The sequence below is a fragment of the Peribacillus sp. S4 genome (assembly GCF_046715815.1).
Taxonomy (GTDB): Bacteria; Bacillota; Bacilli; order Bacillales; family DSM-1321; genus Peribacillus; species Peribacillus frigoritolerans.
Genome location: NZ_CP175708.1, coordinates 4,117,159 through 4,131,042 on the forward strand (window position 1 = coordinate 4,117,159; position 13,884 = coordinate 4,131,042).

Below are 13,884 nucleotides of genomic sequence, written 5' to 3' on the forward strand. Positions count from 1 at the left end.
GATACCATGTTAGCAATAATTTTTGACGAGAAAAATGATTTTTTTGTAGAAAATTGCTACAAATACCTGTTTTTTGGGAGGGAAGGACCATGAAAGCTGACGGTCATGTGCACACTCCGTTTTGCCCTCACGGCTCTACGGATAAATTCGATGAATATATTACGCGGGGAATCGAGCTAGGATTAAAGGAAATCACATTTACGGAACATGCTCCATTGCCACGAAATTTTCAAGATCCTACGCCTGAAAAAGACAGCGGGATGGACGCTGCCCTGCTCCTGGATTACTTTCAAGAGCTCCGCGTACTGAAAGAACGCCATAAAGACAAAATCCTGATCAAAACAGGTCTGGAGGTTGACTTTATAGAGGGGTATGAAAAAGAAACAAAAGAATTCCTCGACGAAATCGGAGAATTCCTTGATGATAGTATACTTTCCGTTCACTTCATCAAGCATCAAAACAGCTGGCATTGCATCGATTTCAGCGAAAATGGGTTTGCTGAGATTGCCAATGAACTAGGATCAGTGGAATCGGTTTATGCCAAATATTACGATACACTGGAAAAATCAATAGAAACTGATTTAGGCATTTATAAACCAAAACGGATCGGGCACATTACGCTTGTCCATAAATTCCAGCATCGATATCCACCGGCAGCAAGTTTTGACGAGCGGGTTTACAAGGTTCTCGAAATGATCAAGGATCAAAGGTATGAACTGGATTATAATGGAGCTGGGCTTGTAAAGCCGCTATGCGGTGAACCCTACCCTCCTGAACGATTTGCAAAGCGTGCTTTAGAACTCGGCATTCCGCTCATTTATGGTTCCGATGCCCATCAGGCTAAAGATTTGGGTCAGGGCCATCAGGCACTGATTGCAGGGTATAATGGGTAACTCATGTTTACACCTCAGCCCCGGCCAGCTAACAGCGGCTGCAGGTCTTCGGCAATGAAAAGGGTATCTTGCAGAAAACGCCCGACTTCATTGGCATAAATATTCGTGTAATACGCTTCCTGCGGGAATACATGAAGCACATCCATCGCATAATGGGTATGCAGGACAGGGGCCGTCAATAATCCCTTCAACTGCAGCATATACATGGGAACGGAGACCTGCTGGAAACTCCTGCTCTTGATTCCTTGTTCCAATATATATTGAAAATAAGACTTTTCCTTTGTAAAATAAGTCGAATGAATTTCACGGTTTAAATTGGAATCGAGTGAAGATTCCCCATATATGAACCTTGCAGCAAGGAAGTTTTCCCTCTGGAAAGCGAGAATATCCTTTACAAGGTTCATCAAGCAATGCTGCGGGCCTTTAAGTTCAAGCAGCGTCATGTTCGTCTCAAGGACCAGGATATATTCTTCTAAATAGGAAGTGAAACAGAATTCCAGCAACCCCTGCTTATTCTTGAAATAGTAGGCAATATTGGCAGCGTTCACTTTCGCTTTATTCGCAATATCCCGTATGGATGTAGCATGATAGCCTTTTAAATGAAATAGATGCAATGCAGCATCCACAATGGCTTGTTTCGTTGGCGTCTGGCGATTCATTCAGGCAATCCCTCGCTTTCTTTGAGACAAGTCTTATGGACTACTTCTTCACGAAAGAGCCTGAATCCTTTAGTAAGTTCTCGACAATTTCCCAACAATGGAGCATCATGATTAGAAAGTGCTGTAAAAATATGAGGAAGACAGGTGAACGCTTTTGTTTAATGTCGAAATGTATCAAGGAAAAAAAGAAAAAAACTATGAACTTGTCCAAAAACAACTACTTGCCTTAATCGAAGATGAAACGAACAGGATAGCCAATTTAAGCAATGCGGCAGCTTTACTTAATCAGTTTCTCGATGAGATTAACTGGGTTGGCTTTTATTTATATGAAGAAGACCAATTAATTCTGGGACCCTTCCAGGGGCTTCCGGCCTGTGTCCGCATTCCAATGGGCAAGGGCGTATGCGGGACTTCAGCGGCAACTGAAAAAACCCTGCGCATTGAGGATGTCCACCAATTCCCTGGACATATCGCCTGCGATGCGGCATCAAGATCTGAAATTGTCATCCCGCTCATGAAGGATGGCAAATTACTTGGTGTCCTCGATATCGACAGCCCGATAACGGACCGTTTTGACGAAATGGATCAGCAAGGACTAGAGAAGTTCGCTGAGATCCTTTCCAATCATCTATAAAAATTAAAGGGAGCGGCAACCCATGCCTGCTCCCTTTTCCATTTCAGTACCCAGGTAAAAACCCTTTCCTGAACCCTTCTCAATATATAACTTCCCACCGGCCCTTTTGGCAAGGGCTTCCAAGTAATCCCGGAAACCATCCATAATTGTTGTATTCATTATCTCATGATAAAATTGTATTTTTCCTGCCGCCATTCTCTATTCTATAATTATCACAACTGTCCTTGACTCATTGAGCAGAATATTATACAATACTCTTTGTGTAAAATATTGCAGCCTATGTGATAGCCTTTATGTTCTCATTTTGTTCCTCAATCCAGAGGTGTATCTCGTAACCCTCTGCTGCTAGGGCGAAGGTACATGAAAACAAAATGGTCATGATCGTACATTCACACGGTTTTTATTTTACCAAAATAAAAACATTTAAAGGAGGAGTCATCCTATGGCTCGTTATACTGGCCCAAGCTGGAAACTATCCCGTCGTTTAGGAATTTCCCTAACAGGTACTGGTAAAGAATTAGAAAAACGCCCTTATGCTCCAGGACAACATGGTCCTAACCAACGTAGAAAAATTTCTGAATACGGAATGCAACTACAAGAGAAACAAAAACTTCGTCACATGTACGGAATCACTGAGCGTCAATTCCGCACAATGTTCGACCGCGCTGGCAAACTTAAAGGTGTACATGGTGAAAACTTCATGATTCTTCTTGAATCACGTCTTGACAACCTAGTTTACCGTCTTGGTTTAGCTCGTACACGTCGTCAAGCACGTCAACTTGTTAACCACGGTCACATCACTGTAGACGGAAGCCGCGTAGACATTCCATCTTACAAAGTGTCTCTTGGACAAACAATCTCAGTTCGTGAAAAATCACGCAACTTCTCAATCATCAAAGAATCAGTTGAAGCAACTAACTTCGTTCCTGATTTCCTTACTTTCGATGCTGAGAAATTAGAAGGTACTTTCACTCGTTTACCAGAACGTTCTGAATTGCCTGCTGAAATTAACGAAGCTCTTATCGTTGAGTTCTACTCTCGTTAATAACTTCAAAAAACCCATCCTTGGATGGGTTTTTTTTTTGCGCCTAAACACCTTTGCAGAACAAAGCCCGGCTGGGATTCAGCCGGGCTTTGGACAATCATTTCACTAATGTGTATTTCTTCTTGCCGCGACGAACGAGGATGAACTCCCCTTCAATCTTGGCAGCTTCCGTCACTACATATTGCAGATCGGTCACTTTCTCCCCATTTATGGAGATTGCCCCGTTCTGAATATCTTCACGGGCTTGACGCTTTGATGGCGAAATTTTCGCTTCAACGATTAAATCGACCAAACCGATATCTTCCTTGCTTTCACGTTCGAAGCTAGGGACATCTTTAAAGCCCAATTTGATTTCCGCTGCACTTAAATTCTTCACCTCACCGCTGAATAGGGCGGCAGAGATTTTGATCGCTTGGTCAAGAGCTTCCTGACCATGAATCAAACGGGTCATTTCTTCCCCTAAAGCTTTTTGCGCTTTACGCAAATGCGGTTCGTTTTGTACGGATTGCTCTAACTCTTCAATCACCTCACGAGATAGGAATGTGAAGAATTTAAGGTATTTCACGACATCTGCATCTGCTGTATTGATCCAGAATTGGTAAAATTCATAAGGAGTCGTTTTTTCCGGGTCAAGCCATATCGCTCCGCCTTCCGTTTTACCGAATTTCGTTCCATCCGCTTTCGTTACGAGCGGGATCGTCATACCGAATGCTTTGGCATTCTCATCATTGGATTTCCTGATCATTTCAAGGCCGGTCGTAATGTTGCCCCATTGATCACTGCCGCCTATTTGCAATTTACAGTCGTAATTGCTGTATAAATGACCGAAATCAATTCCTTGTAAAATCGTGTACGCAAATTCAGTGAAGGAAATTCCCGTATCCAAGCGGGAAGCAACTGTATCTTTTGCCAGCATGTAGTTAATGCCGATGTATTTCCCGTAATCACGCAGGAACGTAACCATATCGATTTTGCCTATCCAGTCATAGTTATTGACCATGACCGCACCATTTTCACCGTCGAATTCAAAGATGTGGGATAGCTGCCCTTTTATGCAGTCTGCATTATAAAGCACTTTTTCCAGCGTTTGCAGCTGACGTTCCTCTTTTTTACCGCTAGGATCACCGATGAGTCCTGTCGCACCGCCTACCAGCACAAGGGGACGATGACCGTGCTGCTGGAAACGGCGCAATGTCAAGAATGGCAATAGATGACCGATGTGCATGCTATCCGCAGTTGGATCGACACCACAGTATAAAGAAATTTTCTCTTTTTCCAAAAGGTTCTTAAAACCTTCTTCATCCGTTTGTTGATAAATAATTCCTCTCCACTCGAGGTCTTTAAGCAATTCCATTAAATATTCCTCCTCCATCTTAGAAAAAACCCGCAAAAAGCACACAAAAACGCCCCTTCATAAATATGAAGGGACGAATGAATTCGCGGTACCACCCAACTTGAGGACATAATACGCCCTCCGCTCAAGACGAATAACGGTCGTCAGCCGTTTCCTGCTACTAATCATTTCACAGCAAATGCTCCAGGAAGTAATTCATCATACCATTTGTACCGATTTCCACTAACCACCGGCTCTCTGAAACAGGGATAGTCTGACTACTGGGTCCTATCATCGCGATCATTTAATCATTTTATTGTTGTTAATAAACTTTTATCATACATAAGAATCCTTGTCAACTTCACCCTACAGATTATAGAAAAATAAGAAAGATGCCCTTTCCCCTACCGGTTGTATGCTATAATATATGTGATTTCAGGGGGTATGATACGATGAATAATAATCAAAAAGATAGATTTCAAACAGTCTGGAAGCAGCTGACCCGTTTTTTCCAAAGTGAAAAAACACATAAGAACGCGCGGGTTACATACCAAGTCATTTGGAATTTAACACTGATCCTCATTATTGTCGGGATCCTAGGATTCTCATTCGCCGGCGGCGTCGGAGCCGGCTATTTCGCTGCCCTCGTCAATGATGAGCCAGTACGCTCAAAAGAAGATTTGAAAAAAGACATTTACAATTATGAAGAGACCTCTGAAGTATACTTTGCAGATGAAGTATACTTGGGCAAGCTTAAGAGTGACCTTGAGCGTGAGGAAGTGTCCATCGATAAAGTTTCCAAGCATCTTAAAAATGCAGTCATCGCTACAGAAGATGAGTATTTTTATGAGCATGACGGGGTTGTCCCGAAAGCCATCCTGCGTGCGATTTACCAGGAATTTTCGAATGCAACCGTCCAATCGGGAGGAAGTACATTAACACAGCAGCTCATTAAAAACCAGATCCTGACCAACGAAGTATCATTTGACCGGAAGGCAAAAGAAATCCTTCTTGCGCTCCGGGTCGAAAAGTTCTTTGAAAAGGAAGAGATTTTGGAAACCTACCTAAACGTCTCCACGTTGGGTCGAAATTCTTCCGGTCGGAACATCGCTGGAGTCGAGTCGGCTGCTGAAGGTATTTTTGGCGTGGAGGCCAAAGATCTGACTCTGCCCCAATCCGCTTTTATTGCTGGATTGCCGCAAAGCCCTTTCGGTTATACACCATATACTCAGCAAGGAAAACTGAAAGAAAATCAAGAACCCGGCATCAACCGGATGAAAACCGTTTTAAAGCGGATGTATAGTAACGGATACATAACAAAAGAAGAATATGATAAAGCGAGAACATACGACATAACAAAAGACTTTATCGGTAAAACGGAGATGCCATCCGAGAAATATCCATGGCTCACCAATGAAATCGAAAAACGCTCCATTAAAATCCTCTCTGTCAGTCTGGCAAAAGAAGATGGATATGAAGAGAAAGATTTAGAGAATGATGATTTAAAAGCTCAATATCTAGCACTTGCCGACCGTAAGCTGCGGCAAAATGGCTATAAGGTATATACGACAGTCAATAAAAAGATTTATGACAAAATGCAGGAAGTAACGAAAAACTATCCGAATTACGGATACGATAAAGCGGGTGAGCCCGTTGAAGCCGGGGCCATTCTAATCGAAAATAAAACAGGAAAAATCATCAGTTTCGTAGGTGGCCGTGATTTCAAGCGGGAACAGACGAACCATGCAACCGCATCACTGCGATCGAACGGATCAACGATGAAGCCGCTGCTCGTATATGGCCCGGGAATCGAGTTAGGAAAGATCTCACCTGGAAGCGTATCGGCCAACGTACCCATATCCATTCCAGCAGGAAAAATGTGGCGTCCAGGAAACTATGGCGGCGGAAGCTATACGGGAGTAACGACAGCGCGTGAGGCACTGAAGAATTCCTATAATATCCCGGCAGCGCTCTTTTACATGAAAATAATCAACAACAGGCCGGCTTCCTATTTGGAAAAAATGGGATTTTCAACCTTAACAGAAGGGGATTACTCTAATCCTGCCATGTCACTAGGAGCGATGACAAATGGTGTAACCGTTGAAGAAAACGTCAATGCGTTCGGCACATTTGCCAATTCAGGAGACTTCATAGATGCCTATATGATTGATAAAATCGTATCGAAAGATGGCGAGGTCATCTATGAACATAAAGCGAAACCAGTGAATGTTTTTTCACCACAAGCCGCTTACTTGACGCTTGATATGATGCGTGATGTCGTAAACAGCGGGACGGCCGCTTCGGTCAGGAACCGCCTTGCTTTCTCAAGTGATTGGGCTGGTAAAACCGGGACTTCACAAAACTATCAGGACGCTTGGTTCGTCGCCACCAACCCTAATGTATCATTCGGAACATGGTTGGGTTATGACACACCTAAATCCTTGCAAGGAACGTATAATGGTCTAGAATATAATAAACGTAATATGTATTATTGGGCAGATTTGATCAATGCCGCATACAAGGTCGAACCGAAACTCGTCGACCCCGATAAGCGCTTTGAAATGCCGGGCGGGATCGTCAGCCGTTCCTTCTGTGGCGTTTCAGGACTGCTTCCGTCAAGTTCGTGTCAAAAGGCAGGACTTGTCAAATCGGATTTATTCATCGCCAAATATGCTCCATCAAGGGCGGATAATAGTTTCATAGATGGACAATATGTATCAGTCGGCAGCAAACGATACGCGGCCCTTCCGCAAACACCTGGCGAATTCACAAGTGGCGGGTTCATGCTGAATCCGGAGTCATTTGGAGACATCGGATTGAAATATGTGGATGACCCGGGTTCCGTGATTCCTGGAAGCGAAAAATCAGGTGGTGTCGTCGGGACGAAAGCGAAGTTGAATGATAATGGCAAAGCGCCTGATCCCCTCTCCATAACCATAAGCAACGGTAAGATTACATGGGGCTTGCATCATGAAGGAGATGTCGTCGGTTATCGTGTCTATAAAGACGGCAAAAAAGTGGCGAGCATCAATGCTGGGGAGAATCTTGTTTACAAAGTCGGCTCTGGCGGATCTTATTACGTAACGGCCGTCGACATTGTCGGTAAAGAATCAGCCCCTTCCCAACATGTTGAAAGCGGCGCTAAAAAGACAAGTTCCAAAGAGGATTCCACGAAAAATAAAGATGATCGCGGAAAAGATAAAATAGTTAACGAAGTTAAAAAAACAGACTCAAAACAAGAGAACGGTCCAGACAAAAATACAGATAAACAACCGGAAAAAGATATACAACCAGAAAAAGAAACGGAAACGGATAAAGAAAAAGATCCAGTTCAAGACAAAGATCAAAACAAAGAGAATACAGATAAAGAAATTCAAGGGAACGACAAAGATCAAGGCACAGTCAATGATCAAGAGCAAGAAACGGATAAAGCGGAAGATGAGGAAGAATGACACTCTTGAACTAAAATAGGCTGTCGGGTAACCCCGACAGCCTGTTTCCTTATAATCTCCCCAAAAGGCATCCATGAAAGTGACAATGGATGCCTTTTTCATTTTCAATGATCAGTATGACTCAGTTTCTCAATCCTCCATCGATGATAAATCACCGGTTGGCAAATCAAGTTCCCAAGCTTTCAAGACACGGCGCATGATTTTACCGCTTCTTGTTTTAGGAAGTTTATCCCTGAATTCAATTTCACGAGGTGCTGCATGTGCTGCTAAACCATGCTTCACAAATGTACGAATATCCTCAATCAACTCATCGTTCGCATCGTATCCGTCACGAAGGGCGATAAACGCTTTGATAATCTCCCCCCGGACCGGATCCGGCTTACCGATGACCCCCGCTTCAGCTACAGCTGGATGCTCGACCAACTTGCTTTCCACTTCGAAAGGTCCGACCCTCTCCCCTGCCGTCATGATGACATCATCAACACGGCCTTGGAACCAGAAATAACCATCTTCATCCATGTATGCGGAATCTCCGGAAACATACCAATCACCTGGCATAAAGTAAGATTCATATTTCGCTTCATTCTTCCAGACGGTCTTCATCATCGAAGGCCAGCCTTTCTTGATGGCAAGGTTCCCCATTCTATGCGGCGGAAGCTCGTTGCCTTGATCATCCACTATTGCCGCTTTCACGCCAGGAATCGGTTTACCCATCGAACCCGGTTTGATTTCCAGGCAAGGATAATTGCAGATGACCTGAGCCCCGGTCTCCGTCATCCACCATGTATCATGGATCCGGTGATTGAATACCTTCATTCCCCAGCGCACCACTTCCGGGTTCAACGGTTCACCGACACTTAAAATATGTCGGAGATTGCTTAAATCGAACCGCTTAACGATCTCGTCACCCGCGCCCATCAGCATCCTGAAGGCAGTCGGTGCACTATACCATACCGTGACACCAAAGTCCTCCAAGGTCTTGTACCAGGATTCAGGCTTGAAACGCCCGCCTACAATGACATTCGAGGTCCCTGTCAGCCAAGGTCCAAAAATCCCGTAAGACGTCCCTGTCACCCAACCAGGATCCGCTGTGCACCAATACACATCCTCATCCTGCAAATCAAGGACCCATCTTGCCGTTTGATAATGCTGGATCATCGCATTATGAACATGAAGCACCCCTTTTGGTTTTCCTGTGGAACCGGAGGTATAGTGAAGAATCAGACCGTCATTCCGATCGACCCATTCAATGTCGAATTTTTTGTCGGCTTCTTTTAATTTCTTATTGAAGTGATGGTACTTTCCTTCTTCTTTTATATTTTCCCCCACCAGGAAAATATGCTTCAAATGGGGTAATTCATCCACTGGCACGCGCGGCAAAAGTTCAGGTGTCGTCACAATCACACTTGCCTCACTATCTTCAAGACGATCCCTTATGGCGCCTTCCATGAAGGCTTCGAACAACGGCCCTACGACCGCCCCCGTTTTAATCGCACCCAACAATGCAAAATACAGCTCCGGGGAGCGAGGCATGAAAATGAAAACACGATCACCTTTTTCCACATTGGCAATGTTCTTGAATACATTGGCCGCTTGGTTCGTATAATCTTTCATTTCCTTGAATGTATACTTTTCATTTCTTTTATCGTCTTTGTAATAAAGGGCCACTTTATTCTTTTTGTATGTTTCGACATGGCGGTCAATGGCTTCATACGCAAGATTCACTTTACCGGTTTCAGACCAGGAGAATTCCTTTTCCGTCTCAGACCAGTCAAACTTATTGTATTTTTCATCATAATTCTTTAAATTAAAATTACCTTCCACTACTGGTAACGCTTTCACATTCATACGACAAACTCCCCCTTCATTCGGCTCTATATTTTTATTATAGTATAAGAATCGAATTATCTCAATTTTTAAAATATTGGGCGCTTCCATATTAGGGAAATCCCTTCTTGGTGAATGTTGAAAGTTACTGGTATATGGTCATGGTCAAGGTGCATCCATATGATAGCCGGGAAAGAAGGAGCACTGTAACAAAAGCGCCTTGAACTTTCTGAATTATGTCCCTTGTTTTCATGTATAATTTATGTAAGCTTTCCATTCGGTTTAAAAGCGATGCTTCGGAATGCGAGAGTGTAAGATTACTATATAACAAGGGTGGTGAAAGAATGGAATATAGTAAGACCTTTTACACTAAGGAACTGCAGACATTAAGCGGAACGCTCATCATCGAGGGACCGTTAAGCGGAGAAAAAATGTCCGCTTATGAGTTTCATGAAGACTTGGTCGCCTTTCGCCCCCCTGCTTTGCAGCATAAAGCGTTAATAGAGATAGCAGACTTGCCTGAGGGCAGGATCTTCATCGCCCGTGAAAATGAAACAATCGTGGGGTATGTAACTTACTTATATCCCGATCCCTTGGAGCGCTGGTCGGAAATCGAGATGGAGGACCTGATTGAGCTTGGTGCAATCGAGGTCATCCCTAAATACCGGGGTGCCTCGGTCGGGAAGAACCTGATCCGCCTTTCAATGGAAGACGATTCAGTTGAAGACTTCATCATCATCACCACTGAATACTATTGGCATTGGGATTTGAAAGGGACAGGGCTGAATATTTGGGACTATCGCAAGGTCATGGAAAAAATGATGAGTGCGGGTGGCTTGGTCTACTTTGCAACAGATGATCCTGAAATCAGTTCCCACCCGGCCAACTGCCTGATGGCCCGAATTGGCAAAAGAGTCCCGTCGGAATCCATCCAGAAGTTCGACCAATTGCGTTTTATGAATCGGTTTATGTATTAAAGAGGAGAGGAAGAGGAGGAAGGAAAATGATTGTTGAAACAATAATGAATGAGGATATCATCACCCTCACTCCAACGGATACCATCCATAGCGCTGTCTTGATCATTAGGGAGAAACGAATTCGCCATATACCCATTGTCGATGACAGCTTTCAACTTGTGGGATTAGTCAGCGACCGTGATATTCGGGATGCTGCCCCTTCTATTTTCCGTACCGAAGAATACAAAAATGATTTACAAAAACCATTATCAAGCATCATGAAAACGGAAATAATCACAGGGCACCCGCTTGATTTCGTGGAAGAAATCGGGGCTGTTTTTTGTGATAACAATATCAGCTGCCTTCCAATCGTAAAGGGCAGGAAGTTAGTGGGCATCATAACCGGTACTGATTTACTTCATTCATACGTTGAGTTGACAGGAGTCAATCAGCCCGGTTCCCAAATCGAAATCAGAATCCCGGATAAAGCAGGTTCCCTTCATGATATTGCCCATATTTTCAAAAGGCGCAATACGAATATCCTGAGCACCCTTGTTTATCCTGAAAAAAATGGAACCGATTATAAAATTCTTGTAATTCGTGTACAGACGATGAATCCATTTATGGTGGTGGAGGATTTGAAGAAAGAAGGCTATACCGTTTTATGGCCTAGTCTACCGGGGATTTCACATGAATGATACACCCCTTTTCGTCTATTCGGATGAACTCCTTACCTACAAATTCAACGATGAGCATCCATTCAATCAAAAACGCCTTAAACTCACGCTTGATTTATTAAAAAAACACCATGCCATCAATGATGATCAAATTATCAAGCCCAGAATGGCTACAGATGCAGAATTGGAACTGATCCATGATCACCATTATGTAAACGCTGTCAGATTAGCGGGCCAGGGAAAGCTCCCCCCTGAAAAGGCAGTAAATTATGGACTGGGAACAGAGGATACCCCTATCTTCCCCAATATGCACGAAGCAAGCGCCTTGCTTGTAGGCGGTACCTTGACGGCTGTGGATGCCGTCATGACCGGTCAGTCCCTGCACGCACTTAATCTTGGCGGTGGCCTGCATCACGGTTTCCGCGGGAAAGCCTCGGGCTTTTGCATTTACAATGATAGTTCGGTCGCAATTAAATACCTGCAAAAGAAATATGGTGCGCGTGTCTTGTATGTCGATACCGATGCACATCATGGTGACGGAGTCCAATGGTCATTTTATGATGATCCCGATGTATGCACCTTATCCATTCATGAAACGGGGCGCTATTTATTTCCCGGCACCGGCACGATTAACGAGCGGGGCCAGGGAAAAGGCTACGGCTATTCATTCAACATCCCGGTCGATGCGTTCACTGAAGATGAATCCTGGCTCGAATGCTATAAGGCTTCCTTTAAAGAAGTCATTGAATACTTCAAACCGGATGTCATATTAACGCAAAACGGAGCCGATTCCCATTATTACGATCCGCTCACCCATTTATCTGCCACCATGAAGATTTTTAGGGAAATACCAAAGTTGGCCCATGAAATGGCCCATAAGTATTGCGAAGGACGGTGGATTGCAGTAGGAGGCGGCGGATATGATATATGGCGCGTCGTACCGAGGGCATGGGCAAGGGTCTGGCTTGAAATGACGGATAATGATATTTCAGGTCCCCTATCAAAGGAATGGCTCGATAGCTGGCAGCCTGAGTCCCCTGTTCCCCTACCGGCTGAATGGGATGACATGGAAGATATATACGAACCCATTCCGAGAAAGCCTGAAATTACCGAGAAGAATGCCCTGACGCTTGAAAAGGTCCTTTATCCCATCAGGTCTTCCAAGCAAACATCGAAAAGCAATGAACAAAGTTAACCAAAAGATCGTTGAAAAACGATCTTTTTTGTTCGGTCATCATTTGAGAAACAAAAAGAGAGTGCCCTCGGGACACTCTCCAAACCAGTTTATTTCGTTGATTGACGGTTTTCAATCCGATGCGGCAGGATCACCTTTTCAAGACCTTCCTCCACTTGTTCTTTATTCATCAACTTTGTAAGAAGCCTCATCGCAACCGCACCAATATCATATAAAGGTTGAACGATCGTCGTGATTTGCGGACGCACCATCAATGTCAATCTCGTATTATCGAAGCTGATCACTTCAAAGTCTTCCGGCACATTATACCCTTTGTCCTGTGCGGCATGGACAATACCAAGCGCCATTTCATCAGCACCGGCGATGAATGCCGTCGGCCTGTCTTCAACTTCCAGGTACTTTTCAAAAGATTCAATTCCTGAATCATATGTATAATCACCTTCAACAATATACCTTTCATCAAATGAAAGACCAGCTTCTTTCAATCCTCGTTTATATCCAGTCAGTTTCATTTCATTAATCAGCGCGGAAGGGTTTCCGCTTACAAAAGCGATATGCTTGTGGCCTTTATTAGCAAAGAAGGTCACTGCGTCAAATGCCGCCGCCTCATAATCAATATTAACAGATGGAACTTGCCCGCTTTCATCTACCGAACCTGCCAGAACGATCGGAACCGGTGAATTCGTAAACTCTTTGACATGCTCATCAGAAATGTTGCCGCCCATGAATACGATGCCATCCACTTGTTTTCCAAGCATCGTATTCAGCAAATGGAATTCCTTATCTATATTCTCATCAGAACTGCTTAGAATGATATTGTATTTATACATGGTCGCTATATCTTCTATGCCCCGTGCCAATTCGGCAAAAAAGATGCTCGAGATATCCGGGATGATGACCCCGACAGTAGTCGTTTTCTTTGAGGCAAGTCCCCTTGCCACTGCATTCGGTCGGTACCCTAACTTTTCAATCACATCGGAAACTTTCTTCCTTGTTGCAGGCTTTACATTTGGATTCCCGTTAACTACGCGGGAAACGGTGGCCATGGAAACATTCGCCTCACGTGCCACATCATAAATGGTTATATTATTCATTCATCCATTCCTCCATTTCTTTCATTTTCCCCATAAAAGACCCGAATTATTTCGGAAAAAAATCTTTTATGCGTTTTTCTCTATAAGGAAGATTATTTTAGGAACGATCTGCCTAACAA

Annotated in this window: 12 protein-coding genes and 1 other annotated feature; of the genes, 7 read left to right on the forward strand and 5 right to left on the reverse strand. The window is 43.8% G+C overall.

What is annotated here, in order from left to right:
- Positions 1-89 precede the first annotated feature (89 nt).
- Positions 90-893 carry a histidinol-phosphatase HisJ gene (hisJ, locus tag ACJ9PY_RS19520; protein WP_098864009.1) on the forward strand — a complete coding sequence of 268 codons (804 nt, stop codon included), beginning with the start codon at positions 90-92 and terminating at the stop codon, positions 891-893.
- 14 nt (positions 894-907) lie between these two features.
- On the opposite strand, the gene refZ is transcribed toward hisJ, so the two are convergent.
- On the reverse strand, positions 908-1,552 hold the full coding sequence (gene refZ, locus ACJ9PY_RS19525) for a forespore capture DNA-binding protein RefZ (RefSeq protein WP_034309217.1): 645 nt from the start codon (positions 1,550-1,552) through the stop codon (positions 908-910).
- A gap of 154 nt (positions 1,553-1,706) precedes the next feature.
- Between refZ and ACJ9PY_RS19530 the strand changes: the two genes are divergently transcribed.
- Positions 1,707-2,186, forward strand: coding sequence for a GAF domain-containing protein (locus tag ACJ9PY_RS19530; protein ID WP_034309218.1), 480 nt, complete (start codon positions 1,707-1,709; stop codon positions 2,184-2,186).
- Positions 2,187-2,189: 3 nt separating this feature from the next.
- Here ACJ9PY_RS19530 and ACJ9PY_RS19535 read toward each other — a convergent pair whose 3' ends face one another.
- Positions 2,190-2,345, reverse strand: coding sequence for a hypothetical protein (locus ACJ9PY_RS19535; RefSeq protein ID WP_411738774.1), 156 nt, complete (start codon positions 2,343-2,345; stop codon positions 2,190-2,192).
- A gap of 283 nt (positions 2,346-2,628) precedes the next feature.
- On the opposite strand from ACJ9PY_RS19535, the gene rpsD reads away from it, so the two are divergent.
- Complete coding sequence (rpsD, locus tag ACJ9PY_RS19540; protein WP_034309220.1) at positions 2,629-3,231, forward strand: 30S ribosomal protein S4; 603 nt, start codon at positions 2,629-2,631, stop codon at positions 3,229-3,231.
- Between the two features lie 97 nt (positions 3,232-3,328).
- Here rpsD and tyrS read toward each other — a convergent pair whose 3' ends face one another.
- Positions 3,329-4,585, reverse strand: a complete 1,257-nt coding sequence (gene tyrS / locus ACJ9PY_RS19545) for a tyrosine--tRNA ligase (protein WP_034309231.1) — start codon at positions 4,583-4,585, stop codon at positions 3,329-3,331.
- A 66-nt stretch (positions 4,586-4,651) separates the two neighbouring features.
- Positions 4,652-4,868 (reverse strand) — a binding site (T-box leader).
- 148 nt (positions 4,869-5,016) lie between these two features.
- Here tyrS and ACJ9PY_RS19550 point away from each other — a divergent pair.
- Complete coding sequence (locus ACJ9PY_RS19550; protein WP_411738775.1) at positions 5,017-8,016, forward strand: transglycosylase domain-containing protein; 3,000 nt, start codon at positions 5,017-5,019, stop codon at positions 8,014-8,016.
- Positions 8,017-8,145: 129 nt separating this feature from the next.
- Here ACJ9PY_RS19550 and acsA read toward each other — a convergent pair whose 3' ends face one another.
- Positions 8,146-9,864, reverse strand: coding sequence for an acetate--CoA ligase (gene acsA / locus ACJ9PY_RS19555; RefSeq protein ID WP_063577655.1), 1,719 nt, complete (start codon positions 9,862-9,864; stop codon positions 8,146-8,148).
- A gap of 323 nt (positions 9,865-10,187) precedes the next feature.
- Between acsA and ACJ9PY_RS19560 the strand changes: the two genes are divergently transcribed.
- The 3 genes from ACJ9PY_RS19560 to ACJ9PY_RS19570 are packed head-to-tail and all read left to right on the forward strand — an operon-like array spanning position 10,188 to position 12,671.
- A complete protein-coding gene (locus ACJ9PY_RS19560; RefSeq protein ID WP_411738776.1) occupies positions 10,188-10,820 on the forward strand; it encodes a GNAT family N-acetyltransferase in 633 nt (210 codons plus the stop codon).
- Between the two features lie 26 nt (positions 10,821-10,846).
- Complete coding sequence (locus ACJ9PY_RS19565; protein WP_063575475.1) at positions 10,847-11,497, forward strand: acetoin utilization AcuB family protein; 651 nt, start codon at positions 10,847-10,849, stop codon at positions 11,495-11,497.
- On the forward strand, positions 11,490-12,671 hold the full coding sequence (locus ACJ9PY_RS19570) for an acetoin utilization protein AcuC (protein ID WP_411738777.1): 1,182 nt from the start codon (positions 11,490-11,492) through the stop codon (positions 12,669-12,671). Before ACJ9PY_RS19565 ends, ACJ9PY_RS19570 begins: the two co-directional genes overlap by 8 nt.
- Before the next feature lie 89 nt (positions 12,672-12,760).
- Here the strand turns inward: ACJ9PY_RS19570 and ccpA are convergent, their stop codons facing one another.
- Entirely contained in the window at positions 12,761-13,765 is a 1,005-nt protein-coding gene (ccpA, locus tag ACJ9PY_RS19575) for a catabolite control protein A (RefSeq protein ID WP_048682265.1), read from the reverse strand.
- Between the last annotated feature and the right edge of the window lie 119 nt (positions 13,766-13,884).

What these genes read in the sequence shown, in the direction of transcription:
- ACJ9PY_RS19570 (WP_411738777.1), top strand. Translation starts at nt 11,490, where the DNA reads ATGAATGATACACCCCTTTTCGTCTATTCGGATGAACTCCTTACCTAC.
- ACJ9PY_RS19535 (WP_411738774.1), bottom strand. Translation starts at nt 2,345, where the DNA reads ATGAATACAACAATTATGGATGGTTTCCGGGATTACTTGGAAGCCCTT.
- ACJ9PY_RS19560 (WP_411738776.1), top strand. Translation starts at nt 10,188, where the DNA reads ATGGAATATAGTAAGACCTTTTACACTAAGGAACTGCAGACATTAAGC.
- hisJ (WP_098864009.1), top strand. Translation starts at nt 90, where the DNA reads ATGAAAGCTGACGGTCATGTGCACACTCCGTTTTGCCCTCACGGCTCT.
- ccpA (WP_048682265.1), bottom strand. Translation starts at nt 13,765, where the DNA reads ATGAATAATATAACCATTTATGATGTGGCACGTGAGGCGAATGTTTCC.
- tyrS (WP_034309231.1), bottom strand. Translation starts at nt 4,585, where the DNA reads ATGGAATTGCTTAAAGACCTCGAGTGGAGAGGAATTATTTATCAACAA.
- refZ (WP_034309217.1), bottom strand. Translation starts at nt 1,552, where the DNA reads ATGAATCGCCAGACGCCAACGAAACAAGCCATTGTGGATGCTGCATTG.
- acsA (WP_063577655.1), bottom strand. Translation starts at nt 9,864, where the DNA reads ATGAATGTGAAAGCGTTACCAGTAGTGGAAGGTAATTTTAATTTAAAG.
- ACJ9PY_RS19550 (WP_411738775.1), top strand. Translation starts at nt 5,017, where the DNA reads ATGAATAATAATCAAAAAGATAGATTTCAAACAGTCTGGAAGCAGCTG.
- rpsD (WP_034309220.1), top strand. Translation starts at nt 2,629, where the DNA reads ATGGCTCGTTATACTGGCCCAAGCTGGAAACTATCCCGTCGTTTAGGA.
- ACJ9PY_RS19565 (WP_063575475.1), top strand. Translation starts at nt 10,847, where the DNA reads ATGATTGTTGAAACAATAATGAATGAGGATATCATCACCCTCACTCCA.